The following is a 25060-nucleotide window of genomic DNA, read 5'->3' as shown; positions in this document are numbered from 1 at the left end:
GCCTCGACCCATGACAGACCTATTCCCACCCATCACGCTGGATGAGCTCGCAAGGCTGGAAGCCCAGGACGTACTGGTGCTGACCGTCAATAATCGTCACGCGCGCCGCATTCTTGCCGATCTGTCGGCATCGCTGAGCCCCGGACGCAGCGTGATGGCCGTACCCGATATCGTGCCCCTGTCAGGCTGGCTGCGGCGAGCCGCCGATCAGCTTTCCTTCGTACCCGATTGTGGCCTCGCTTCCCACACGCTGGATGCCTTCGGGGCGCAGTGGCTCTGGAAGCAAGTGATTGCAGAAGCTGAATCCGAGCGGGCCCTGCTCGACGTTGCCCAGGCGGCCAGACTGGCTGCCGAAGCTGACCGACTGATCGACGATTGGCACATACAACCCGCGCAAGGCACGGAGACCAGCGACTACCAGCATTTTCTGGACTGGCGCGAACGCTATCGAAAGCAGTTGGCACAGCTGGACATGGAGGACGCCAACCTTGCCTATGGTCGCATCGTCCAGGCAGTGCGCGACGGCATGCTCCAGGCGCCGGCGGGCACAATAGTGCTGGCCGGATTCAACGAGTTTTCGCCCCGCTTGTCCGATATGCTGCTCGCCCTGCAGGAGCAGGGGGTCAGGCTTGCGGTGTTGAGTGCACCCGTCCAGATGGCGGATACCGTGAAACGAGTGGTGGCACCAGGTCCTGACGACGAATGGCGGCTGGCGGTGCAATGGGCTGCCGACCAGTTGCAGATGCATCCGCAGGGCCGCTATGCCATAGTGGCCGCCCGGCTGGAGGCTGACGTGGTGCTTGCCCATCGCTGTCTTCGGAGCGGCCTGCTCGACGAACAAGGCCAGGTACTGCCTTATAACGTTGCAGTTGCACGCGCCATGAATGAATGGCCTCTGGTCGCGGCTGCCCTGGCATGGCTGCGTGTGCTGGCCGGTTTTACCATCAGGAATTCCTGCGCACCTGCCGACCTCGGGCCCGCTTTGCTGGCCGGTGCATGTGCCGGTGCCGGCCGCGAGGCTTCAGGTCGGGCTGCCATCGATGCGTTTTGGCGTCGGCGTGCCGTAATGGGTGTGTCTGCAACGTCGTTTGCAGAGCTGCTGGCTCAGCATGCGCCTGAACTTGCTACGGCCTGGCACGACAGCCACGCCTTGATGTCCGGGCAGTCAGGGCCGGCCACCGTTGATGTCTGGGTGCGGCGCTTCCGGCAGGGCTTGCAGATTCTGGGCTATCCCGGACAAGCCGTGCTGGATAGCCATGCCTTTCAACAGCTGGAAGCCTTTGATGGACTGATGGACAGTCTTGCGCGCCAGGCGCGTGTCATGGGCAACGTAAGCATGACGACCGCCGTGAGCCTGTTGCAGCGCCTTGCCCGTGAAACTCCGTTTCAACCTCAGCGGGATCCGGCGGCAAGACTGGATGTGCTGGGCTTGCTGGAGTCTGAGGGTGGGCGCTGGGATGGCGTATGGGTACTGGGACTGACCGATGAGGTGCTGCCGGCTCCACCCAGGCCCAATCCATTCATTCCACTGGCCGCATTGCGTCAGGCGCGTGCGCCACGCGCGACACCAGAGCGCGAATTGCATTGGGCCAGAACGCTTTATCAAAGCCTGCTCGCCAGTGCGCCGCAAGTGTGGCTGAGCCATGCCGAGTACGAAGGCGAGCGTGAGTTGCGCCCCAGTCCCTGCATTGCAGATATTGAAGCCAGCCCCAGGGAACTGCGTGCCCGGGAGCCTCGGCCCATCACGCTGGAATGTGTTCGTGATGAACAAGGCCCGCCCGTGCAGGCTGGTGCGCTGACCCGTGGCGGGATTGCTGTCATCGACACGCAGGCGCGCAATCCTTTATGGGCATTTGCCAAGTACCGATTGGGTGCAAGCGAGCTGCCTGACTACGCCCAGCTGTCTGACCAGAACGCCCGCGGACTGTTGCTGCACCGGGCCATAGAGCTGGTGTGGCGCATGCTCGCAGACCAGCAGGCACTGTTTGATCTGCAGGCAAATGGCGGCTTGCAGTCGCTGCTGGAACCATCCGTGCAACAGGCGGCAGATGAGTGCCTGCAGGACTATGCGCCGGCGGTCCGCCGGATGGAAACGGAACGCACGACGGGTGTGCTGCAGAAATGGCTGCTGCTTGAACTGACGCGTGAACCATTTCGGGTGCGTGATGTCGAGCAAACTTATGCGTGGTCGCACGGGGCGCTGCAGCTCAGCCTGCGCCTGGATCGCATAGATGAGCTGGCTGACGGGCGCCTGGCCGTTATCGACTACAAGTCGGGTGGCGGGCGCCTGGACCCCAAATCCGACTGGATGCGTGAGCGCCCGGTGGGCTTGCAACTGCCGTTTTATGCTTCGGTGCTCGCGCAAGACGATGCCCGTGTGGCCGCACTGGTGCTGGCACGGCTGCATGCCCGCGAAGTTCAGGTCAAGGGGCTGGCTGATGCCGATTACGGTTTTGAGGGGCTGGCCGGATTGTCCGACTGGCCGGCCTTTGCGGCGTACAGCTGGGATCAGCTGATGCAGCAATGGCGCGATGTCATCTGTTTGATGGCCGATGAATACGCAGCGGGTGTAGCGCGCAACCATAGTCTGCGAAAAGATGACATACAGTATTGCGATGTCTTGCCTTTGTTGCGCCTGAACGAGGAGTACCCACGTGTCGATTAAGCAACCCAGCGATAGTGCGGTACGCGCTGCGGCGATAGATCCTTCGCGTTCCTTCCTTATCCAGGCCCCGGCCGGCTCGGGGAAAACCGAGTTGCTTACAGACCGGATTCTGGCCTTGCTGGCGACGGTAAACCGTCCGGAAGAAATCGTATCCATCACGTTCACCCGCAAGGCGGCTTCGGAAATGCATGCCCGCGTTCTGGCCAAGCTGCAGGCGGGTATGGGCCCGCAGCCTGCAGAACCTTACAAGCTGCGCGGCTGGCAGCTTGCGCAAGCCGTTTTGCAACGTGATCGAGAGCTGGGCTGGGATCTGCTGGAGTACCCGGCCAGACTCAGCATCCGCACCATAGACTCTTTCTGCACCTGGCTGGTACGCGCCATGCCCTGGCTGACATCATTGGGTGGCGTGCCCGCCATCACCGACAATGCGCGGGAGCACTACGAGGCCGCCGCGCAGGCGACGCTGGCCATGGCTGATGACAATGCCGCCGTGGCAGGCCTGATCGCGCACATGGATGTGGACGTCCGCGCAGCACAGGAGTTGCTGGCCGATATGCTGGCCAGCAGGGATCAGTGGTTGCCATTGCTGGGGCAGGGGGCGGATGTCGACGTCTTGCTGGACAACCTGGACAGCGCCGTCGTGGCCGATCTGACGGCATTGGCACAGGCGATGCCTGCAGGGTGGGCGCAGGCGTTGGCGCCCTGTGTTTCAAGGGCTGCAAATGTCCTGGCCGCAGCCGGGAACGGCGCCAGCCTGGAAGCCTTGCAGTTTTGGGAGGGGGCTCCGTTCGGAACCGATATGGCGAGTCTGGAGCAGTGGCAGGCCTTGGCCAATGTTCTGCTGACCGGCAAGAATACCCTGCGCCGTCGTGTCACCATCAAGGAAGGGTTCGAAGCCAAGGCTGCCTACAAGGACGAGTTTCTGCAATGGCTCAATGCTGCGTCCGACTCGGAGGACTGGGTCGCCATGCTGGCAGGCATACGGCTTGCACCGGCCGAAGGCTATACCGACGAACAGCACGAAGTCCTGCTTTTGCTGGTCGAGGTGCTGTGGCTGGCTGCGGCGCAACTGAACCTGCGTTTTACCGAGGCGGCCGAGGTGGACTTCGCCGAGATTGCGCAGCGCGCCCTGCAGGCTCTCGGTCATGCCGATGATCCCACCGACCTGTTGCTCGCTCTCGATACGAGCATACGGCACATATTGATAGACGAATTCCAGGACACGAGCCAATCACAGATCGATCTGCTCGAGCGCCTGACTTCAGGCTGGCAAACGGGTGACGGACGTACATTGTTCCTTGTGGGCGACCCCATGCAATCCATCTATCGCTTCCGCAAGGCCGATGTGGCTTGCTTTCTGAAGGTGAAAGAGCAGGGGCTGGGCGACATCACCTTGACGGCGCTGGAGCTTACCGACAACTTCCGCTCGCAGGCCAATCTGGTGGATTGGGTCAATGCCACTTGCGGGCTCGTCTTCCCGGCCGAGAATCATGGCGGACTGGGGGCGATCACTTATACGCCGTCGGTGGCATTCCAGGACGGTGTGGATGGTCTGGGCGTGCAGTTTCACCCGATATGGCAGGACAAGGACAATGCCGATGAGGCTGACGATCCGGTGACAGCGGCCGAATCTGTCGCCATACATCTGGCCAGGCAAGCCTTGCAGCAATATCCCGACAGTCCTCATCCGGTTGCCATTCTGGTCAGGGCCCGCAGTCATCTCGATGCGATTGTGCACCGTCTGGCGCAGGAAGATATTCCCTGCCGTGCGGTCGAGCTTGTGTCCTTGCAGTCGCGCCAGGTTGTTATAGACCTGGCACAGCTTGCCCGGGCGCTGTCGCACGCCGGCGACCGATTGGCCTGGCTGTCGGTGCTGCGTTCGCCTCTTTGCGGGCTGACGCTGAACAGCCTGCATGCCGTGTTTGGAGCAGATCTGACTGCTGCCGTCCCGACATTGCTGGCCGCCTGGCTTGCACGCGATGCGGCCGGCCAGCCTGGTATTCATGAAGACGACGCCCGGCGCTTGCGTCATGCCGCAAGCATCCTGCTTGATGATGGCAATGCTTCAGGTACCCTGCCTTTTGCAGCCTGGCTTGAAACACGCTGGCTGGCCCTGGGCGGCGCCGATATCTACCCTGGCGCCAGCGACAGGGCAGACGCCGAGCGCCTGCTGCGCCTTATCGAAGAGCTTGCCCCCTATGGTGGTCTGAATCCGGTCGCCCTGGAAGACCGGCTGGCCAAGCTGTATGCCGCCCCAAGCAGCAGCGGCCGTGCCGTCGAAGTCATGACCATACATAAGTCCAAAGGGCTGGAGTTCGAAACTGTCATTCTGGCTGGAATGCATAAACGCCCGCGCGCCGACACGGCGCCGCTCATGCGTTTCGAGATGTCGGGCGGGCAGTTGCTGCTCGGACCCATCAAGCACAAGACTGCAGAAGAGCATGATCCTGTGTCGATTTATCTGGCCGAGCGTGAAAAGAAACGGGCTGCTTACGAAACAGACCGTCTGCTGTATGTTGCCCTGACCAGGGCGCGGCAGGAGCTGCATCTCATTGGTGTAGTCGGCCTGGATGACAAGACGGGCATCAAGCTGCCGGCCGGCAGTTCTCTGCTGGGGCGGTTGTGGGAGCATATCCGGATGCCCGATCTGCCCGAAGCCTCCGATCTCGAGGCGGTTGACGGCGTGTCAGGCGCCGCGGATGCACCGGCCGGCCGTCTGTTGCGGCGCATGACGCCCGACAGCGTGCCAGAGGTTCAGGCGACTGCTGTGCCTGCAGGGCAGGGCACTCCATGGCAGTGGCGAGTCGAATCGGGCGACGAAAGCGTGATCGGCACGGTGGCTCACGCCTGGCTGGAAAGGCTGGGCAACGAAGGCATGGCGTCCTGGCCGATCCGCCGGCTTGATGACACCATACCGGTGTTTCGCAAGCAGCTGGCGCGGGCAGGACTGGCCACCTCCGCACTCGATGCCGGGGCACAAGTCCTGCGTGACACGCTGGTGGCCACGATAGGGAGCGAACGGGGTGCCTGGCTGCTGGGGGTGGCCAGGGCGCATCGCGAGTGGTCCTTGCTGGACCTGAGCGGACGGGTTTCCGTCATCGACCTGGCCATTTCGCAAGAGCATGACTGGCTGGTGGTGGATTACAAGACCGGCATCCCGCAAGAGAGTGAAACGCTTGAGAGTTTTGCGGCGCGCATGCGTGACCGCTATCGCGACCAGATACAGCGCTACTGTGCGCACGTCAGTGCGATTGATGGTCGCCCGGCACGCGGCGCGCTGTATTTTCCCCGGGCCGACCTTTGGGTCGAGTACATGCAGGACGTGCCGCCGGCACGAGCAGGCAAGTCCTGTTAAACTTCAGTCTGGCGGGCCCCTTCGCATGGTCCGGCGGTGAAACTGGTCAGGTCGGGAACGAAGCAGCCATAGTCGCTTAGGGTCAGTGCCGAAGTCAGGCTCGCCTCTTCATGCCCGCCTCATATCCCCCCGAATACCCCAAGCGGCATCGAATCCGGTACACTTTTCCTTTATCGATCCGATCGCTCTCTGCTTAAGCTCCCCGCATGACTTATCTGGTACTGGCGCGTAAATGGCGGCCACGTTCGTTTGAGACCCTAATAGGCCAGGATCACGTGGTTCGTGCGCTCACGCACGCGCTGTCCACGCAACGTCTGCATCACGCCTGGTTGTTCACCGGCACGCGTGGGGTGGGCAAAACGACCTTGTCGCGCATACTTGCCAAATCGCTTAACTGCGAATCCGGCATTACCGCTACGCCCTGCGGGCATTGCCAGGCGTGTACCGAAATTGATGTCGGTCGCTTTGTTGATTATGTCGAGCTCGATGCCGCGTCCAATCGCGGTGTCGATGAAATGACGCAGTTGCTCGAGCAGGCGGTGTATGCGCCCAGCAGTGGCCGCTTCAAGGTCTACATGATCGACGAAGTCCACATGCTGACCGGTCATGCGTTCAATGCCATGCTGAAAACGCTGGAAGAGCCGCCGCCGCACGTTAAGTTCATCCTTGCCACGACCGATCCCCAGAAAATTCCCGTAACGGTGCTGTCGCGCTGTCTGCAATTCAATCTGAAGCAGATGACGGCCGAATCCATCGTAGAACACCTGCAAGAGGTTCTGGGCCAAGAGGGCATGCAGTACGAGGTCTCCGCCTTGCGATTGCTGGCGCAGGCGGCATCCGGATCCATGCGCGATGCGCTGTCCCTGACCGATCAGGCTATTGCCTATAGCGCCGGCAACCTTACGGGCGAGGCAGTGCAGGGCATGCTGGGCACCATAGATCAGCAGCATCTGGTCACTTTGCTGGGTGGGCTGGCTGCCGGCGATGCGGCTCAGGTACTGAAAGTGGCTGATGAACTGGCCTCGCGCGGGCTGTCGTATTCAGGCGCACTGGCTGACCTGGCCGTGCTGTTGTCGCGAGTTGCCATTCAGCAGCGCATTCCGGGAGCCATCGCTACCGACGACCCGCTTGCTGACGACATTGTCCGGCTGGCCGCAGCCATGCATCCCGATCAGACCCAGTTGTTTTACTCAGTGGCGGTACATAGCCGCGGCGAACTGTCGCTGGCGCCCGATGAATATGCCGGCTTCGTCATGGCCTGCCTGCGCATGCTTGCGCTGGTTCCCGCAGGTACGGTGCCGCCTCCTGCGCCACCGTCCGGCACCGACGACACCAAAACACAGGCCGTTGCACCCAACACTGAGCCTGATCCGGCGCCCGAGAGCCAGGCCGCACCCGATGCCGCCGATATTCCGGCATGGGAAGAAACGCCGGAAGGCTACGCCGAACAGGCTGAACCGGCCGGGCAGGCCAGCCCCGTTTACGAACCGGCGGCTGAAGCGGCGGCCGATGACAACCAGTTCGAAACTATGCAGCCCGTCGAGGCGACTGACGACGATGCGCGTCTCGAACCCGCCGACATGTCTGCCTACGATGGCCCGCCCGACGACTTCCAGGAAGCATCATTCGTACCGGATGACTTCCCGGAAATTGACGCCGTGCCCGACGACGCTGTTCCGGCGGCACTTATGGGCGAACGCAAGAAAACCAAAGGGCCGCGCCTGAAGGGTATGACGGCCCAGGACTGGCCTGCGCTGGCCGCAGTGCTTCCGGTCACGGGCTGGGCTGCCGAGTTGGCCCGTCAAAGCGAGTGGGTGGGTATCGATGGCGAACAAGTCACCTTGCGTGTGGCGATATTGTCCCGGGAAGACAGTGCGGGCAGGCAGCGCCTGCAAACCGTTTTGTCAGAACATTTCGGTACTGTGATTCGCTTGAATATCGAATACGGTACCACCGGCGATGAAACGGCTCATGCGGTTGAGCAAGCCCAGAAAGCCATACGTCAGCAAGAAGCCGAGCAGGCTGCGGTCAACGATCCCTTCGTCCAGACGCTCATCTCCGAGTTTGGTGCCCGGATGGTACCGGGCTCCATCAGCGCCACGCCCCTGCGTAAGGTGGCATAAGGCGCAGTTTTTTATATTTTTTATGTTCAGGAAATACCCATCATGATGAAAGGCCAGATCGCCGGCTTGATGCGCCAGGCGCAGCAAATGCAGGAAAACATGAAGAAGGCGCAAGATGCGCTTGCTGAAATTGTTGTGGAAGGTGCTTCAGGTGGCGGGCTCGTCAAGGTTTCCATGACTTGCCGTCACGACGTCAAGCGCGTAACCATAGACCCCAGTCTGCTTGCCGACGACAAAGACATGCTTGAAGACCTGGTGGCTGCGGCCTTCAACGACGCGCTGCGCAAGGCCGAAGCTACGTCCCAGGAAAAAATGTCTGCGGTCACGGCCGGCATGCCCCTGCCTCCCGGGATGAAGCTGCCGTTCTGATGGATTCGTCGCTGCCCGAGCCGGAGCCGCTCACCAGTCTGATTGAAGCCTTGCGCCGCTTGCCCGGCGTGGGAGTGCGCTCGGCCCGACGCATGGCCTATCACATGCTTCAGTACGATACCAACGGAGCCGAGCAGCTCAGCCGGGCTCTGGCCGCAGCGTTGCAGGACTTGCGCCACTGCTCACGATGCAATGGCTTTGCCGAAGAAGAGGTGTGCGCCACCTGCGCCAATCCCAAGCGCGATGCTTCTTTGCTTTGCGTGGTTGAAACGCCGGCAGATCAGAACATGATCGAATCCAGCCATGGTTATCGGGGCCTGTACTACGTGCTGATGGGGCGCCTGACGCCGCTTGAAGGTGTCGGACCCCAGGCTTTACAGTTCGACCGCCTGCTGCAGCGCGCTACCGACGGCGTCGTAAAAGAAGTCATCCTGGCTACAAACTTCACGGCTGAGGGCGAAACTACTGCGCATTATCTGTCCGAGCTGCTGCGCGCCCGCAACCTCACCGTTTCCAGGCTGGCTCGCGGCGTACCGGCAGGCAGCGAACTTGAGTATGTAGACGCGGGCACCATTGCGTGGGCCCTGATGGAAAGACGCCATACCTGACGCTCAAGCTGTCAGGCAATGGCGTGCGCTGCGCTTAAAACAGCGTGCCCTGGCTTTGCGCAGGTTGCGGACGGCAAAAATCATCAGTGTTCAACGACAGCTGTGCGTCGCGTTCGGGGTTTAGTCCGGCCTTGGCGCACGCTTTCCGGAAGCGCTGGCGGATAAGGTCGGCAAAAATACCGCTGCCTTTCATGCGAGTGCGGAAGTCGGAGTCATAAGTCTTGCCGCCACGCATCTGTTTGATCAGATTCATGACGTGAGCCTCTTTCAGGGGGTGGTGGGCAGCCAACCATTCCCGGAACAGCTCGGTGACTTCAAGGGGCAGCCTGAGCAGCACGTAAGCGGCATGGCGTGCGCCGGCCTCTTGGGCGCTGAACAGAATCTTTTCAATATCGTGATCTGTCAGTGCCGGAATGACCGGAGCCACGATGACGCCGGTGGGAATACCCGCCTGGGAAAGCTTGCGCAGGGTATTAAGCCTGGCGCCCGGCGCGCTGGCCCGTGGTTCCAGGGTTCTTGCGATGGTGCCATCAAGCGAACCGAGCGATATATATACCCGAACCAGATTTTTTTCTGCCATTCTGGCCAATATGTCGATGTCTTGTGTGATGGATGCCGACTTGGTGGTGATGGCGACCGGGTGGTTGAATTCGTGCAGGACTGCCAGAATAGTAGCGGTGATGCGCAGGCGCCTTTCTATGGGCTGATACGGATCGGTGTTGGCGCCCAGCGCAATCAGTTTTGGCACATACGATGGCCGGGACAACTCTTTGCGCAAGAGTTCGGCAGCATTGTGTTTGGCGTACAGCCTGGTTTCGAAGTCCAGCCCGGGTGAATGATTCAGAAAGGCATGTGTGGGCCGGGCGTAGCAGTAGATGCAACCGTGTTCGCACCCGCGATAGGGATTGATGGATTGATCAAACGGAACGTCGGGGGATTCGTTGCGCGAGATAATGGATTTTGCCGTTTCATTGCTGACGACGGTTGCTGGTCGGGGAGTGTTGTCATCGGGGACGACGCTGCCCCATTCGTCATCGAACGCTTGCCGCTGCAGCTGTTCGTAGCGGGATGTTCTGTTCGAGATGCTGCCCCGGCCTTTGATGGGCGTAGTCTGCATGGAGGGCTCTTGATAGCTGTATGAATATACAGTATATCAGGCCTGCCCGGCCGTCGAGCCACAATTGCGTTAAGGCCGGGCAGGAGGCTCCGGGGTTATTTTCCTCGCGCTTGTGCGATCAGGGCATCGAGCTTGATGCCATCGGCTACGAATGCACGTATGCCTTCGGCCAGTTTTTCGGTGGCCATGGCGTCCTGATTCAGCTCGGTGCGGAAGGACACTTCGTTGCTGGCTTGCCAGGCCGGCGCGTTTTGCTTTGCGTGCCCGGGGGTCAGCTGGCGGATCAGGCCGGTGGTGTTTCCGGAAAGCTGATTCAGCAGATCGGGGCTGATGGTCAGCAGGTCGCAGCCGGCCAAAGCCTGAATCTGGCCGATATTGCGGAAGCTGGCGCCCATGATCTCGGTGGGGATGTCGTAGGTCTTGTAGTAATCGTATATCCGTGTGACCGACTGCACGCCTGGGTCGGCGGCGCCGGCACTTGCGGTTTCGTCCCATTGGGCGCCCGCGTTTTTCTTGTACCAGTCATAGATACGACCCACAAACGGGGAAATCAGTTGCACCTTGGCCTGGGCGCATGCAAGAGCCTGTGGCAGGCAGAACAGCAGCGTCATGTTGCAGCGTATGCCTTCGGCCTGCAGCACCCTGGCTGCCTGTATGCCTTCCCATGTTGAAGCCAGCTTGATCAGCACGCGTTCGCGCTCAATGCCGCTGCGTTGATACAGTTCAATAAGCTGGCGGGCACGCTCGATGCTGGCCTGGGTGTCGAAGGACAGGCGTGCGTCGACTTCGGTGGATACCCGCCCCGGGATAATGGACAGAATCTCGCGGCCAAAGGCAACCAGCAGGTGGTCGACCAATTCGCTGGCCGACGCATTGGCGTGGTCGCTGACGACTTTATCCAGCAAATAGCGGTTTTCTTCCTGCTGTGCCGCCTTCAGGATAAGCGAAGGGTTGGTGGTTGCATCGGTAGGCCGATACTTGCGCATGGCCTCGAAATCACCTGTATCGGCAACGACAGTCGTAAATTGGCGAAGTAAATCAAGCTGATTGGACATAGGTTGGTTACACCATCATTATTTAATATCGACCCGTTCAAAAGGGTCTGGAGGTTCTCAATGTATAATTAGAAGGTTTAATTATCGACTTTACAACCGGGGTTTACAGTGCTGCCGCCACTCTTTTCCAAAGAGCCAAATCAGGCTCCTTCCGCAATTCTTGCATTGGCAGACGGTACCATCTTCAAGGGTGTCTCTATTGGCGCCGATGGTTATTGCGTGGCTGAAATCGTATTCAATACGGCCATGACGGGCTACCAAGAGATTCTGACCGATCCAAGTTACAGCGGTCAGATCGTTACTTTAACGTATCCACATATCGGTAATACCGGTGTCAACGACGAAGACGTGGAATCCACACAGGTGCATGCGGCCGGGCTGGTCGTGCGCGACTGCGCCTTGCGTGTATCCAGCTTTCGCGCCAAACAGTCTCTGCCTGACTACCTGAAAGAGCAGGGTATTGTTGCTATTTCAGGGGTAGACACCCGCAAGCTCACACGTATTTTGCGTGATGGCGGTGCGCAGGGCGCCTGCATACTGGTGGGCGATGATGCCGAACGCGCCGTGCAGCTGGCCCAGGGCTTTCCTGGCATGTCCGGACAAGACCTGGCCAAAACGGTTTCCATCAAAGACAGTCAGAACTGGCGTGAAGGTACCTGGCAACTGGGCAAGGGCTTTAACCAACCCGAAGACACAAGCTATCACGTCGTAGCATACGACTATGGCATCAAGACCAACATTCTTCGCCTGCTGGCCGACCGTGGCTGCCGCATTACCATGGTGCCGGCCCAAACGCCCGTCCAGGAAGTCCTCGACCTGAAGCCCGACGGCATTTTTCTGTCCAACGGCCCTGGCGACCCCGGGCCCTGCGACTACGCCATCGAAACTTGCAAGGCGGCGCTCGAGAAAAAAATTCCGTTGTTCGGCATTTGCCTGGGTCAGCAGATCATGGGCCTGGGGCTCGGCGCCAAAACGGTCAAGATGAAGTCAGGCCACCATGGCGCCAATCATCCAGTGCAAGACCTTGATACCGGTCGTGTCTTCATCACCAGCCAGAACCATGGCTTTAATGTCGACAAGGAAAGCCTGCCGGCCAATGCCCGCATGACACACGTATCTTTGTTCGATGGCACTTTGCAAGGCTTCGAGCTTACCGATGCGCCCGCATTCTGCTTCCAGGGTCACCCTGAAGCCAGCCCCGGCCCACACGACATCGTGGTGCTTTTCGACAAATTCATCAGCCTCATGGCTGGCAAAAAATAAATCAGCAATATGCCAAAGCGTTCAGATATAAAAAGCATACTCATCATTGGCGCGGGCCCGATCATCATCGGGCAGGCCTGCGAGTTCGACTATTCCGGTGCACAGGCCTGCAAGGCGCTCAAGGCCGATGGTTTCCGTACCATTCTGGTCAACAGCAATCCCGCCACCATCATGACCGACCCGGAAACGGCCGATGTGACCTACATCGAACCCATTACCTGGGAAGCCGTCGAGAAAATCATCGAGCGCGAGAAGCCCGATGCCTTGCTGCCCACCATGGGCGGCCAGACCGCGCTGAACTGCGCCCTCGATCTGGTGCATAACGGCGTACTGGAAAAGCACGGCGTTGAGCTCATAGGCGCCAACGAGCACGCCATCGAAAAGGCGGAAGATCGCCAGAAATTCAAGCAGGCCATGAATGACATCGGCCTTGAATCGGCAAAATCCGGTGTGGCGCACTCCATGGACGAAGCCTGGGCAGTGCAGCGCCGCATTGGCGAGGAAGTGGGCACCGCGGGCTTCCCCGTGGTTATACGTCCCAGCTTCACCATGGGTGGCTCGGGCGGTGGCATTGCCTACAACAGCGAAGAGTTCGAAAGCATTTGCCGGCGTGGCCTGGAAGCGTCGCCGACCAACGAACTGCTCATCGAAGAATCACTGCTGGGCTGGAAAGAGTATGAAATGGAAGTCGTGCGCGACAGCGCCGACAACTGCATTATTGTTTGTTCCATCGAGAACCTGGACCCCATGGGCGTGCATACCGGTGACTCCATCACCGTGGCGCCTGCGCAAACCCTGACCGACAAGGAATACCAGATCATGCGTAACGCATCGATCGCGGTATTGCGCGAGATCGGGGTTGATACGGGTGGTTCCAATGTGCAGTTTGCCGTGAATCCCAAAGATGGCCGCATGATCGTCATCGAGATGAATCCACGTGTATCCCGTTCGTCGGCACTGGCGTCCAAGGCTACCGGCTTTCCTATAGCCAAGGTAGCCGCTCGCCTTGCCGTGGGCTATACCCTGGATGAACTCAAGAACGAAATCACCGGTGGTGCAACACCGGCCTCGTTCGAGCCCACCATAGACTACGTTGTCACCAAGGTGCCGCGTTTCGCCTTCGAAAAATTCCCTCAGGCCGACTCGCGTCTGACGACACAGATGAAGTCCGTGGGCGAAGTCATGGCCATAGGCCGCACCTTTCAGGAGTCCTTCCAGAAAGCCTTGCGCGGCCTGGAAGTGGGTGTTGACGGCCTGAACCAGAAGACTACCGATCGTGAAAAGCTCCAGATAGAGCTTGGCGAGCCCGGCCCCGAGCGTATCTGGTACGTGGGCGACGCCTTTGCGCAAGGCTTCAGCCTGGAAGAAGTCCATAGCCTGACCAGCATCGATCCCTGGTTCCTTGCCCAGATCAAGGAAATCGTCGATATCGAACTCGCGCTCGAGCAAAAGACGCTGGCCGATCTCGATTACGACATCGTCTGGCAGCTCAAGCGCCGTGGCTTTTCCGACCGTCGTCTGGCATTTTTGCTGGACTCGTCCGAAAGCGAGGTGCGCAAGTTGCGCCATCAGTTGGGTGTGCGTCCGGTTTACAAGCGGGTCGATACCTGCGCCGCCGAGTTTCCCACTCGTACGGCCTATATGTATTCCACCTATGAAGATGAATGCGAAGCGGCGCCCTCCGATCGCAAGAAAATCATTGTTCTTGGCGGTGGCCCCAACCGTATTGGCCAGGGTATCGAGTTCGACTATTGCTGCGTGCATGCCGCTCTGGCCCTGCGCGATGACGAATACGAAACCATCATGGTCAACTGCAACCCTGAAACGGTTTCCACCGATTACGATACGTCCGACCGTCTTTATTTCGAGCCGCTTACGCTCGAAGACGTGCTGGAGATCGTTCACAAAGAGAACCCTGTCGGCATGATCGTCCAGTACGGCGGCCAGACTCCACTGAAGCTGGCGCGTGCGCTCGAAGCCAACGGTGTGCCCATCATCGGTACCAGCCCCGAGTCCATCGACGTAGCCGAAGACCGCGAGCGCTTCCAGAAGCTACTCAACAAGCTGGGGCTGCGTCAGCCGCCCAACCGCACCGCGCGCACCGAGGGCGAAGCCCTGGCGCATGCCGCCGAGATCGGTTATCCCCTGGTGGTACGCCCCAGCTATGTGCTGGGTGGTCGTGCCATGGAAATCGTGCACGAGCAGCAAGACCTGGAGCGCTATATGCGCGAAGCGGTCAAGGTCAGCAACGATTCTCCGGTGCTGCTGGATCACTTCCTGAACAACGCCACCGAAGTTGACGTCGATTGCATTGCCGACGGTGAAGTCGTGTTCATAGGCGGCGTCATGGAGCACATCGAGCAGGCCGGCGTGCATTCGGGTGACTCGGCTTGCAGCTTGCCACCATACTCGCTGTCCGACGAGATCATCACCGAGATCAAGCGCCAGACGGAACTGATGGCGCGAGCCCTGAACGTCAAGGGCCTCATGAACGTGCAATTCGCCATCCAGGATGGCGAGGTTTATGTGCTCGAGGTGAACCCTCGTGCCTCCCGCACCGTGCCGTACGTTTCCAAGGCTACCGGCCTGCAGCTGGCCAAGATCGCAGCGCGCGCCATGGCCGGAAAAACGCTGGCCAGCCAGGGCATACACAAGGAAGTGGTGCCTGATTATTTCTCGGTAAAGGAAGCCGTATTTCCTTTTGTCAAGTTCCCGGGCGTCGATACCATTCTCGGACCGGAAATGAAATCCACCGGCGAGGTAATGGGCGTCGGTACCAGCTTTGGCGAAGCCTTCGTGAAGTCACAGCTTGCCGCCAGCGCCTGGCTGCCCGAGTCCGGTACCGTGTTCATCAGCGTGCGTGCCCAGGACAAACCGCGTGCAGTCGAAGTCGCTCGCGGCTTGAGCGACCTGGGCTACAAGATAGTCGCTACACGTGGTACCGCAGCCGCTATCGAGGAAGCTGGTCTGAAGGTGCAGGTGGTCAACAAAGTCACCGAAGGCCGTCCGCATATCGTCGACATGATGAAAAACGGCGAGATTTCCATGGTCATCAATACTGTCGAAGAGCGGCGCAATGCCATTGCCGACTCCCGTGCGATACGCACCAACGCACTGGCTTCTCGCGTGACATTCTTCACGACCATTGCCGGGGCTCGTGCAGCCGTCGAAGGCCTGCATTATCTGCGCAAGGGTGATGGCCTGAAGGTTTATTCCCTGCAGGAACTGCACGCTTCCTTGCCGGCGCAATAAGGCTGGCGCGTTGACATCGCGCGTTTTCATTACCGGGGCCAGCAGCGGCATAGGAGCCGCTCTGGCCCTTGCTTATGCCCGGCGCGGCGCGCAGCTGGGCTTGTTGGGCCGCCGTACTGAAGCCTTGCAGGCGGTCGTCGATAGCCTGCCGGGCAGCGGTCATGTCATCTATACCGTCGACGTTCGCGACCGTGATGTCTTGCATGCTGCCGCCAATGATTTTCTTGCCGACGGGCCGGTCGATGTCGTCATTGCCAGCGCCGGTATCAGCGTGGGGACGCTGACTGAAGAGCTCGATGACTATCGGGTATTTGAAGCCATTATTGCGACCAACTTGAACGCCACGGTCGCCACGTTCGAACCTTTTGTGGCAACCATGAAAAAGCAGGGCAAGGGGCGTCTGGTTGGCGTGGCCAGCGTTGCGGCTGTGCGTGGCCTGCCGGGTGCCGGCGCTTATAGTGCTTCCAAGGCTGCAGTACGCACTTATTGTGAAAGCCTGCGGGTGGAGCTGAGCCAGACCGGAGTCAAGGTGGTTACCCTGGCGCCCGGATTCATACAAACCCCCATGACGGCGCATAATCCCTACAAAATGCCTTTCCTTATGCCTGTTGAAAAGTTCGCGGCGCAGGCCGTGCTGGCTATAGGGCGCGGTGTGTCGTACACCGTGATCCCATGGCAGATGGGGTGGGTGGCCAGGCTGTTGCGTCTGGTGCCGGACCGTCTGTACGATTATTTTGCCGTCCGCCGCGAGCGCAAGCCCAGGCAGAACTGAAAGCACGGCATGGCTTGCCGGCGGGTCAGTACAAAGTGCGCCTAAAGCACGTCATCCAGCGCAGTTTGTTCAAGATGCTCTGTCTGGCCCCAGTCCTGCGCGCTCCAGTGCCCGTCTGCACTGATGTTGAAGCGATTGATGCTGACATTCAGTATAGGTGCGTGTCGTGGCGCATCCAGCGCTATTGCGCTGGCCTTGCGCCAGGCGATGTCTATCACGCCTCCGTGTGAAAAGACCATGACATTGCGTCCGCGATGGCGTTGTGCGAGCGCCTCGAAGGCGTTGACAACGCGTTGGGCAAACGCAGCCAGGCTCTCACCCTGTTCTATGTCTTGTTCGGGGCTGCGAAAAGCCAGTGTGCGTAAATCCTTCAGGTTGCTCCAGTCCTGTCCTTCGTATATGCCGTAGCAGCGCTCGCGCAGCTGTGGATTGCGTTCGACTGGCAGATCGAAATGGCTGGTGGCGCTGACCGCAGTGTCGTACGCCCGGCCAAGGTCACTGCTCACGACGGCATCTATGCGGGAATCGAATCGGGGTGAACGCAGGTATAGCCCAAGCCGCTGCGCCTGTTCGATGCCTGCGGCATTCAGGGGGATGTCCAGGTGACCCTGAAGACGTCTTTCCGCATTCCATTGGGTTTCGCCGTGTCGTATCAACCAGAATTGTGTGGTGTGCATGCCTGCCTGTAGCCCTGGCCGCAGGCCATTGGGCAATGGAAATATTTGATATGGATAAATTATGTTGCAGTTCAATGTAGGCTAACCGTACACTTTCGCCTGCATATTGCCCTTATTTTAATAAAAAGCGAAATACTCCATGTCCAACTCCTATTTTCCCCGCTGGCGCAAGGTGCCGGGCGGCGCCAATGGTGTCGTCGTGCAGCCTGACGAGTGCATGTCCTGGCCGCAAAACATAGCCATGGGTGCGCAGCACGTCGTGGCCATGTTCGGCTCAACGATCCTGGCACCCTTGCTCATGGGTTTCGATGCCAATGTTGCCATCCTGATGTCCGGTGTGGGCACGCTGATATTTTTCTTTTTTGTGCGTGGACGCGTGCCCAGCTATCTGGGCTCCAGCTTTGCCTTCATTGGTGGTGTGATTGCGGTCACAGGTTATGCCGGTGCGGGCCCCAATGCCAATATCGGTGTTGCGCTTGGCGCCATCATTGCCTGCGGCTTTGTATATACCTTGATAGGCCTGCTGGTCTGGTGGATGAATGCCCGGTCCGGTGGTGCCGCACAATGGATTAATAACTGGATGCCTCCGGTTGTGACCGGTGCCATCGTGGCGGTAATCGGTCTGAACCTGGCTCCTATTGCAGCAAAAGGCGCCATGGGTGGATCCACCTTCGATGCCCTGATGGCTCTGATGACGGTGCTTTGCGTGGGTGGTGTGGCGGTCTATACGCGCGGCACCGTTCAGCGACTGCTGATTCTGATAGGCCTGCTGCTGGCTTGCATCGTTTACGGCGTACTGGCCAATGGTCTGGGGCTGGGCAAGCCCATCGATTTCAGCGGTGTCGCCAACGCCGCCTGGATCGGCCTGCCGCAATTTGCCGCACCGGTATTCGAGATGCATGCCATGAGCGTGATTGTTCCTGTGGCCATCATTCTGGTTGCCGAGAACCTGGGTCACATCAAGGCAGTCAGTGCAATGACGGGCCAGGATCTGGACCGCTACCTGGGGCGGGCCTTTGTGGGCGACGGCGTGGCCACCATGGTATCGGGGGCGGTGGGCGGAACGGGTGTAACGACCTATGCCGAAAACATCGGCGTCATGACCGTTACCCGCATCTATTCCACGCTGGTATTCGTCGTGGCAGCCTGCTTCGCTATTTTGCTGGGTTTCTCACCGAAATTCGGCGCCTTGATACAAACCATACCCGGCCCGGTGCTGGGCGGAATGTCGGTCGTGGTGTTTGGCCTGATTGCTGTGGCCGGTGCACGGATCTGGGTGGTAAATCAGGTTGATTTTGGCGACAACCGCAACCTCATCGTGGCCGCAGTCACGCTGGTGCTTGGTGCCGGTAATTTTTCCCTTCAGTTTGGTGCGTTCAGGCTGGACGGTATCGGTACCGCGACCTTCGGGGCGATCATTTTGTACGCCTTGCTGCGCATCGGGTTACCGTCAACCGAAGGGAAAAAGGCATAAAACAGGTTGGGCTTGCAATTTCCCTGAAGTTTGCCGACAATAGCTACAAATCCCCGGTTTGTGTTTCAGCCGGGGTTTTGCTTTACGTTGGGTCCAGTCGTTGTTTTTACAGCTATAAGAAATTAGTGATGGCTTGGCTTCGCATACCCGGGCGGTAATCTCCGGCCCAGGCAACAGTTTTTTATTAGGCGCTCCTTTGTGGGGAGCGTCTTTTTACTTTTTACTCAGGAATACCTATGTCTGCGATACCGTTGACAGCACGCGGCGCTGAGCGTCTGCAAGCAGAATTACATCGTTTGAAAACCATAGAGCGGCCCGAGGTCATCAATGCCATCGCCGAGGCGCGCGCCCAGGGCGATTTGTCGGAAAACGCCGAGTACGACGCCGCTCGCGAGCGCCAGGCTTTTGTCGAGGGCCGTATCCAGGAGCTGGACGGCACGCTGTCGAACGCCCAGATCATCGACCCATCCAAGCTGGATGTCGAAGGCAAGGCCGTATTCGGCGCAACCGTTGAAATCGAAGACCTGGAGTCGGGCGAGCGCGTCAAATACCAGATCGTGGGCGACGTCGAGGCCGATATCCGCTCTAACCAGATTTCCGTCTCCAGTCCTGTGGCGCGTGCCCTGATTGGTCGCGCACAGGGTGATGTGGTCGAGGTCAAGGCGCCCGCCGGCATCCGCGAATACGAAGTGGTAAGCGTAAGTTACCTCTAAAATGACTGTGCGCGCCCGGAGCGCGCAAGCAGGCAATTGCAGGTTGATGCAAAGAAGAAAGCCCATACGCAAACATGCGATGGGCTTTATCATTTAAAATTCCAGCCGCGTACTTTCAGGGGCGCGGCTTCGGGTATCAGCGTTTGCCGGAACGGGTTAACGAGCGGCGCCCGGCTCGTAACGATAATGCGCTGCCGGCACGACGCGGTATGCCGTGTGCCGGGCGATCGGCCGGAGCACTTGCGCGGCGGGCTCGTGGAGCCGCTTTTTCGGTGCTTTCGGCTTTGAGTGTTGCCCGTTTGGCTTTTTCGCTGCGGCGAGTGCGTGTTACACCCTCGGCCGCCTGTTTTTTCGGGGTGTAAGGTTCCGAAGGCTTGCGGGTGGCTCGTGTGGCGTTTTCTGCGTCGGCTTTGGCTTTCTGGGCAGCGACATCCGGCCGGTAAATGATCAGTGTTTTGCCCAGGTGGTGAACCAGCGCGCACGACAGCGAGTCGCAAATGGTTTCCAGCATGGCATTGCGCGCGTCGCGCTCTTCGCCGGCAATACGAACCTTGATCAATTGATGGGCGTTCAGGTTAAGGTCGATTTCTTTCAGTACGGAATCAGACAGGCCCCGGTCACCGATCAGGACGACCGGGCGCAAAGGGTGGGCAGCAGCGCGCAGTGCGCTACGCTCTTGGGAAGTAATTTCAAGTTTGGGCATAGAGAGATTGTACGGGAATGGCCAAAAAAAAATTCTCAAAAGATTGGGTCATGCAGCATATTAATGACCCATACGTCAAAATGGCGCAACAAAAGGGTTACAGGGCGCGGGCTGCGTTCAAATTAACCGAGATTCTTGACGCCGAAAAACTGTTGCGGCCGGGCGACATCGTGGTCGATCTCGGGTCAGCACCCGGTAGCTGGTCGCAGGTCGCACGCGAGCGTCTGCTTGGTCCCGGCGGTGTGGTGCAGGGCCGTATCGTTGCCCTGGACATGCTCCCCATGGAGCCGATTGCAGGTGTCGAGTTCATTCAGGGTGATTTTCGTGAAGACGCCGTGCTCGATCAGTTGAAAAATCTCGTAGGCGATGCGAAGGTTGATCTTGTTATTTCGGATATGGCCCCCAACTTATCCGGTGTGAGTTCAGCGGATTCAGCTAGAATTCAGCATGTGTGCGATTTAGCGCTCGATTTTTCATGCCAGCACCTCAAACCCGAGGGGGCATTGATCGTCAAGGCGTTTCATGGCAGCGGTTTTTCACAGATCGTCGAATCGTTCAAGCGCCACTTCATGCGTGTAGTAGAACGAAAACCCAAGGCGTCCCGTGACAAGTCGTCTGAAACCTTCCTGGTGGCACGCCGTTTGAAGCCTTAGGGTTTCCAAAACATCATTCTTTCTATCGGGTAGAATGAACTATTGACATACTTGTTGTGCTGCCGTTATTGCGGAAGTCTGGCAAGCCGAAGTTACAAGTAGGAGGTTGGCTTTGAACAACTCGTTTTCCAAAGTTGCGATCTGGATGGTGATTGCGTTGGTCCTGTTTACTGTATTCAAGCAGTTCGACGGGCGCGCAGCTACAACCGAGACCGTAACTTATACCCAGTTCATGAAAGATGCTCAGGCTGGGCGCATTTCCAAAGTTGATATCCAGGGCGACACGCTGCATGTCACGCCCGATGCTGGTCGCCCTTACAGCCTGACCTCGCCGGGTGATCTCTGGATGGTTCCCGAGTTGGTCAAGTCCGGCGTTCAGGTTTCCGGCAAGGCCCGCGAAGAGCCTTCCTTCCTGACCAGCCTGTTTATTTCCTGGTTCCCCATGCTGTTGCTGATCGGGGTCTGGATCTTCTTCATGCGTCAGATGCAGGGCGGCGGCAAGGGCGGAGCCTTCAGCTTCGGCAAGTCACGTGCACGCATGCTCGACGAAAACACCAATAACATTACCTTTGCCGATGTCGCCGGCTGCGACGAGGCCAAGGAAGATGTACAGGAGCTCGTTGACTTCCTGCGCGACCCCACCAAGTTTCAGCGTCTTGGCGGCCGTATTCCACGGGGTGTGCTCATGGTGGGCTCGCCCGGTACTGGTAAAACCTTGCTGGCCAAGGCTATTGCCGGCGAAGCCAAAGTGCCTTTCTTCAGTATTTCCGGTTCCGACTTCGTCGAAATGTTCGTGGGTGTGGGTGCAGCCCGTGTGCGCGACATGTTCGAGAATGCCAAAAAGCAGGCGCCGTGCATTATCTTCATCGATGAAATCGATGCTGTCGGTCGTCAGCGGGGCGCTGGCCTGGGTGGCGGAAACGACGAACGCGAGCAAACGCTGAACCAGCTGCTGGTTGAAATGGATGGTTTCGAAACAGGTCAGGGTGTTCTGGTCATTGCCGCAACCAACCGTCCCGATGTGCTTGATCCGGCGCTTTTGCGTCCCGGCCGCTTCGACCGTCAGGTCGTGGTATCCCTGCCCGATATTCGGGGCCGAGAGCAGATCCTGAAGGTGCACATGCGCAAGGTGCCTCTGGCTACCAACGTTGACGCACTGGTCCTGGCTCGCGGCACGCCCGGGTTTTCAGGTGCCGATCTGGCCAATCTGGTCAACGAAGCCGCTTTGTTCGCGGCACGGCGCAATGGCCGTACTGTCGAAATGAGCGACTTCGAAAAAGCCAAAGACAAGATCATCATGGGCGCCGAGCGTCGCTCCATCGTCATGCCCGAAGAAGAGCGCCGCAATACGGCATATCATGAATCGGGTCACGCGCTGGTGGCACGTCTGCTGCCTAAAACCGATCCGGTCCACAAGGTCACCATCATTCCGCGTGGCCGGGCCCTGGGGGTAACCATGCAGTTGCCCGAGGGTGATCGTTACAGCATGGATAAAGAACGCTTGCTCAATACCATCGCCGTGCTGTTTGGTGGTCGTATTGCCGAAGAAGTGTTCATGAATCAAATGACCACCGGCGCGTCGAACGACTTCGAGCGTGCAACTGCAATTGCCCGCGACATCGTCACACGCTATGGCATGACCGACTCGCTGGGGCCGGTGGTGTACGCCGAAAACGAAGGCGAGGTTTTCCTGGGGCGCAGCGTTACCAAAACCACGCACGTGTCAGAAGCCACCATGCAGAAGGTTGACCACGAGATTCGCACCATCATTGACGAGCAATACGCTATTGCACGCAAGCTGATCGAAGACAACCGCGACAAAATGGAAGCCATGACGGCGGCCTTGCTTGAGTGGGAAACCATTGATGCCGACCAGATCAACGACATCATGGAAGGACGTCCTCCGCGCGCTCCGCAAACACCGGAAAGCAAGAACGATACGTCCGATCGCACGCCTCCCACCGGGCTGAGCTCGGCCGACGGTAGCGCTGCAGCAACACCAGTCTAGGGATCATTGGCACGTTATCAATGAGTTCAACCTTGCTATGCGGGCGCTTCGAGCTTGATCTCGAGCGCCCATTGATAATGGGGATAGTCAATGTCACCCCAGACTCCTTTTCCGACGGCAACAAGCATTTCAGTGCCGATCAGGCCATCGCTCATGGCCGGCTGCTGATCGAGCAGGGGGCCGATATCCTGGATATCGGTGGTGAATCTACACGGCCTGGCGCCGACCCGGTCCCTGCCGACGAAGAGCTCAAACGCATATTGCCGGTGATCCGCGGATTGCACGACGCCGGCGTGCCTTTGTCGATCGATACGTTCAAGCCTGAAGTCATGCGCGGTGCGCTCGAGGCCGGCGCCGACATGATCAACGATATCTACGCCCTGCGTCTTCCCGGCGCACTGGCTGCTGTGGCGGATTCGCGCTGTTGCGTATGCGCAATGCACATGCAGGGCGATCCCAAGACCATGCAGCAGGCTCCCCGCTACGAAAATGTGATGCAGGACGTCGAGCAGTTTCTGCACGAGCGCATTGCAGCCCTGCTGGAAGCGGGCATAGACCGGCGGCGCATTGTCCTGGATCCGGGATTCGGGTTTGGTAAAACCCCCCAGCAGAATTATTTGTTATTACGGCGGCTGCACGAGCTTGATGGCCAGGGCTATCCCTGGCTACTGGGCCTGTCCCGCAAATCCATGATAGGTCATATTGTTGACCGCGAACCCGCACAACGGGTATCGGGCAGCGTGGCAGCGGCATTGGCCGGTCTGGCGCGCGGCGCGAATATCTTGCGTGTGCACGACGTGGCCGAGACGGCAGATGCCGTAAAAGTATGGCGTGCAATTGAACACGGAGATTTTTTATGACGAAGCGTAAATATTTCGGTACCGACGGGGTGCGCGGTGAAGTGGGTGGTTCAACCATCAACGCCGAATTTGCCATGCGGCTGGGCTATGCAGCCGGGCGGGTACTGGCGCGTCAAAATCCGGGCCGTGGGCGTCCTACTGTTGTGATCGGGAAGGACACGCGTATCTCGGGCTATATGCTCGAGTCAGCCCTGGAGGCCGGTTTGTCGGCTGCGGGCATCGACGTATTGCTGGCGGGACCGGTGCCTACGCCTGCTGTTGCGTATCTGACCCGTGCTTTGCGGCTGGTGGCCGGTATCGTCATCAGTGCCTCACACAATCCCTACCAGGATAACGGCATCAAGTTTTTCTCGGCATCCGGGATGAAACTGCCTGATGAGGTCGAGGCCGAAATTGAGGCCGCCATCGATGAGCCCCTGGGTTGTGTGAGCTCCGAAGCGCTCGGCAGGGCCCGTCGCATCGAGGATTCGGCCGGACGCTATATCGAGTTTTGCAAAAGTACCTTCCCCAACGAGCTGGATCTCTCGGGTTTTTCCATCGTGGTTGATGCAGCCCATGGGGCCGCTTACCAGGTTGCCCCTCACGTATTCCGCGAGCTGGGCGGTGAGGTCTTTGCCATAGGTTGCCAGCCGGACGGTTTCAACATCAACGAAGGTGTGGGCGCCATGCATCCCGAGCGTCTGGTGTCTGAAGTGCAGGCCCGTGGGGCCGACCTGGGCATTGCTCTCGACGGCGACGCCGATCGCCTGCAAATGGTGGATGGCAGCGGACGCCTCTATAACGGCGACGAGCTGCTTTATGCCATCGTGCGTGACCGCATGATGCAGGGTCCGGTCGAGGGCGTGGTGGGTACGTTGATGACCAACCTTGGCCTGGAAAAGCAGATGGAAGCGCTGGGCGTGGGCTTTGCGCGCGCCAAGGTCGGCGATCGTTACGTGCTCGAAGGCATGCAGCAGCGCGGATGGCTGTATGGTGGTGAAAGCTCGGGGCACTTGCTGTGCCTGGATTGCCACACGACGGGCGATGGCATTATTGCCGCCCTGCAGGTGCTGACGGCCATGAGCCGCAGCGGCTCCAGCCTGGCTGAACTGGTCTCGGGCCTGAAGATGTATCCGCAAAAAATGGTCAATGTGCCGCTGGCGCCCGGTGTGCAGTGGCAGTCACATGTCGGTTTGCAGGCGGCTCAGAAGCGTGTCGAAGAGATGCTGGCTGGTCGCGGGCGCGTTTTGATTCGCGCATCGGGCACCGAGCCCAAGCTGCGCCTGATGGTCGAAGCCGAAACAGAACAGCTGGCGGAAGAGGGCGTAAGCCAGTTGGCGGCGGTGAGCTTAACAAACGCGTAACGTAAGCATAAAATACCTGCAACATTATCGCTGCATAATGGCTCAGTGTT

18 protein-coding genes and 1 other RNA gene are annotated in these 25060 nt (G+C 59.1%); 15 read left to right on the top strand and 4 right to left on the bottom strand.

The features are described from left to right. The first annotated feature begins 10 nt into the window (after positions 1-10). The 6 genes from LKR43_RS13630 to recR all read left to right on the top strand — a co-directional run bounded on the left by LKR43_RS13630 (position 11) and on the right by recR (position 9120). Complete coding sequence (locus LKR43_RS13630; RefSeq protein ID WP_227684639.1) at positions 11-2665, top strand: PD-(D/E)XK nuclease family protein; 2655 nt, start codon at positions 11-13, stop codon at positions 2663-2665. Then, positions 2655-6020: a UvrD-helicase domain-containing protein gene (locus LKR43_RS13625; protein ID WP_227684637.1), complete on the top strand. Its 3366-nt coding sequence runs from the start codon at positions 2655-2657 to the stop codon at positions 6018-6020. The genes LKR43_RS13630 and LKR43_RS13625 overlap by 11 nt, the downstream gene beginning before the upstream one ends. Positions 6021-6030: 10 nt before the next feature. Then, positions 6031-6128, top strand: an RNA gene (ffs, locus tag LKR43_RS13620) — signal recognition particle sRNA small type. Positions 6129-6226: 98 nt separating this feature from the next. After that, on the top strand, positions 6227-8143 hold the full coding sequence (dnaX, locus tag LKR43_RS13615; protein WP_227684636.1) for a DNA polymerase III subunit gamma/tau: 1917 nt from the start codon (positions 6227-6229) through the stop codon (positions 8141-8143). A gap of 42 nt (positions 8144-8185) precedes the next feature. Then, the gene (locus LKR43_RS13610) at positions 8186-8512 is read left to right on the top strand and encodes a YbaB/EbfC family nucleoid-associated protein (RefSeq protein WP_227684635.1); all 327 of its coding nucleotides are present in this window, start codon (positions 8186-8188) and stop codon (positions 8510-8512) included. Further along, on the top strand, positions 8512-9120 hold the full coding sequence (recR, locus tag LKR43_RS13605; RefSeq protein WP_227684634.1) for a recombination mediator RecR: 609 nt from the start codon (positions 8512-8514) through the stop codon (positions 9118-9120). The genes LKR43_RS13610 and recR overlap by 1 nt, the downstream gene beginning before the upstream one ends. Positions 9121-9154: 34 nt before the next feature. Here recR and LKR43_RS13600 read toward each other — a convergent pair whose 3' ends face one another. After that, complete coding sequence (locus LKR43_RS13600; protein WP_227684632.1) at positions 9155-10237, bottom strand: PA0069 family radical SAM protein; 1083 nt, start codon at positions 10235-10237, stop codon at positions 9155-9157. Between the two features lie 95 nt (positions 10238-10332). Next, the gene (gene tal, locus LKR43_RS13595; RefSeq protein WP_227684630.1) at positions 10333-11292 is read right to left on the bottom strand and encodes a transaldolase; all 960 of its coding nucleotides are present in this window, start codon (positions 11290-11292) and stop codon (positions 10333-10335) included. 108 nt (positions 11293-11400) lie between these two features. Here tal and carA point away from each other — a divergent pair, with 108 nt between their 5' ends. From carA to LKR43_RS13580, 3 genes are read left to right on the top strand one after another with little or no spacing between them, the layout of a single operon-like run. After that, a complete protein-coding gene (carA, locus tag LKR43_RS13590; RefSeq protein ID WP_370632122.1) occupies positions 11401-12555 on the top strand; it encodes a glutamine-hydrolyzing carbamoyl-phosphate synthase small subunit in 1155 nt (384 codons plus the stop codon). Between the two features lie 9 nt (positions 12556-12564). Then, complete coding sequence (gene carB, locus LKR43_RS13585; protein WP_227684621.1) at positions 12565-15807, top strand: carbamoyl-phosphate synthase large subunit; 3243 nt, start codon at positions 12565-12567, stop codon at positions 15805-15807. 10 nt (positions 15808-15817) lie between these two features. After that, positions 15818-16579 (top strand): SDR family oxidoreductase, encoded by a 762-nt coding sequence (locus tag LKR43_RS13580; RefSeq protein WP_227684615.1) that lies wholly within the window; start codon positions 15818-15820, stop codon positions 16577-16579. A gap of 41 nt (positions 16580-16620) precedes the next feature. Here LKR43_RS13580 and LKR43_RS13575 read toward each other — a convergent pair whose 3' ends face one another. Next, positions 16621-17256: a histidine phosphatase family protein gene (locus LKR43_RS13575; protein ID WP_227684607.1), complete on the bottom strand. Its 636-nt coding sequence runs from the start codon at positions 17254-17256 to the stop codon at positions 16621-16623. A 139-nt stretch (positions 17257-17395) separates the two neighbouring features. Here LKR43_RS13575 and LKR43_RS13570 point away from each other — a divergent pair, with 139 nt between their 5' ends. Both LKR43_RS13570 and greA read left to right on the top strand, forming a co-directional pair. Next, on the top strand, positions 17396-18730 hold the full coding sequence (locus LKR43_RS13570) for a solute carrier family 23 protein (RefSeq protein ID WP_227684604.1): 1335 nt from the start codon (positions 17396-17398) through the stop codon (positions 18728-18730). Positions 18731-18966: 236 nt separating this feature from the next. After that, positions 18967-19443: a transcription elongation factor GreA gene (gene greA / locus LKR43_RS13565; RefSeq protein WP_227684603.1), complete on the top strand. Its 477-nt coding sequence runs from the start codon at positions 18967-18969 to the stop codon at positions 19441-19443. 136 nt (positions 19444-19579) lie between these two features. Here greA and LKR43_RS13560 read toward each other — a convergent pair whose 3' ends face one another. Next, the gene (locus LKR43_RS13560) at positions 19580-20146 is read right to left on the bottom strand and encodes a YhbY family RNA-binding protein (protein ID WP_227684595.1); all 567 of its coding nucleotides are present in this window, start codon (positions 20144-20146) and stop codon (positions 19580-19582) included. 17 nt (positions 20147-20163) lie between these two features. On the opposite strand from LKR43_RS13560, the gene LKR43_RS13555 reads away from it, so the two are divergent. The 4 genes from LKR43_RS13555 (at position 20164) to glmM (ending at position 25010) form a co-directional block, all read left to right on the top strand. After that, positions 20164-20799 (top strand): RlmE family RNA methyltransferase, encoded by a 636-nt coding sequence (locus LKR43_RS13555; protein ID WP_227684593.1) that lies wholly within the window; start codon positions 20164-20166, stop codon positions 20797-20799. Between the two features lie 112 nt (positions 20800-20911). Continuing rightward, positions 20912-22807, top strand: coding sequence for an ATP-dependent zinc metalloprotease FtsH (ftsH, locus tag LKR43_RS13550; RefSeq protein ID WP_227684592.1), 1896 nt, complete (start codon positions 20912-20914; stop codon positions 22805-22807). 20 nt (positions 22808-22827) lie between these two features. Then, complete coding sequence (folP, locus tag LKR43_RS13545) at positions 22828-23667, top strand: dihydropteroate synthase (RefSeq protein WP_227684586.1); 840 nt, start codon at positions 22828-22830, stop codon at positions 23665-23667. After that, a complete protein-coding gene (gene glmM / locus LKR43_RS13540) occupies positions 23664-25010 on the top strand; it encodes a phosphoglucosamine mutase (protein WP_227684584.1) in 1347 nt (448 codons plus the stop codon). The genes folP and glmM overlap by 4 nt, the downstream gene beginning before the upstream one ends. Positions 25011-25060 lie beyond the last annotated feature (50 nt).

This window comes from Pusillimonas sp. MFBS29, assembly GCF_020687695.1.
Lineage (GTDB): Bacteria > Pseudomonadota > Gammaproteobacteria > Burkholderiales > Burkholderiaceae_B > Pusillimonas_C.
This window is presented reverse-complemented; position numbering and strand designations above follow the sequence as displayed.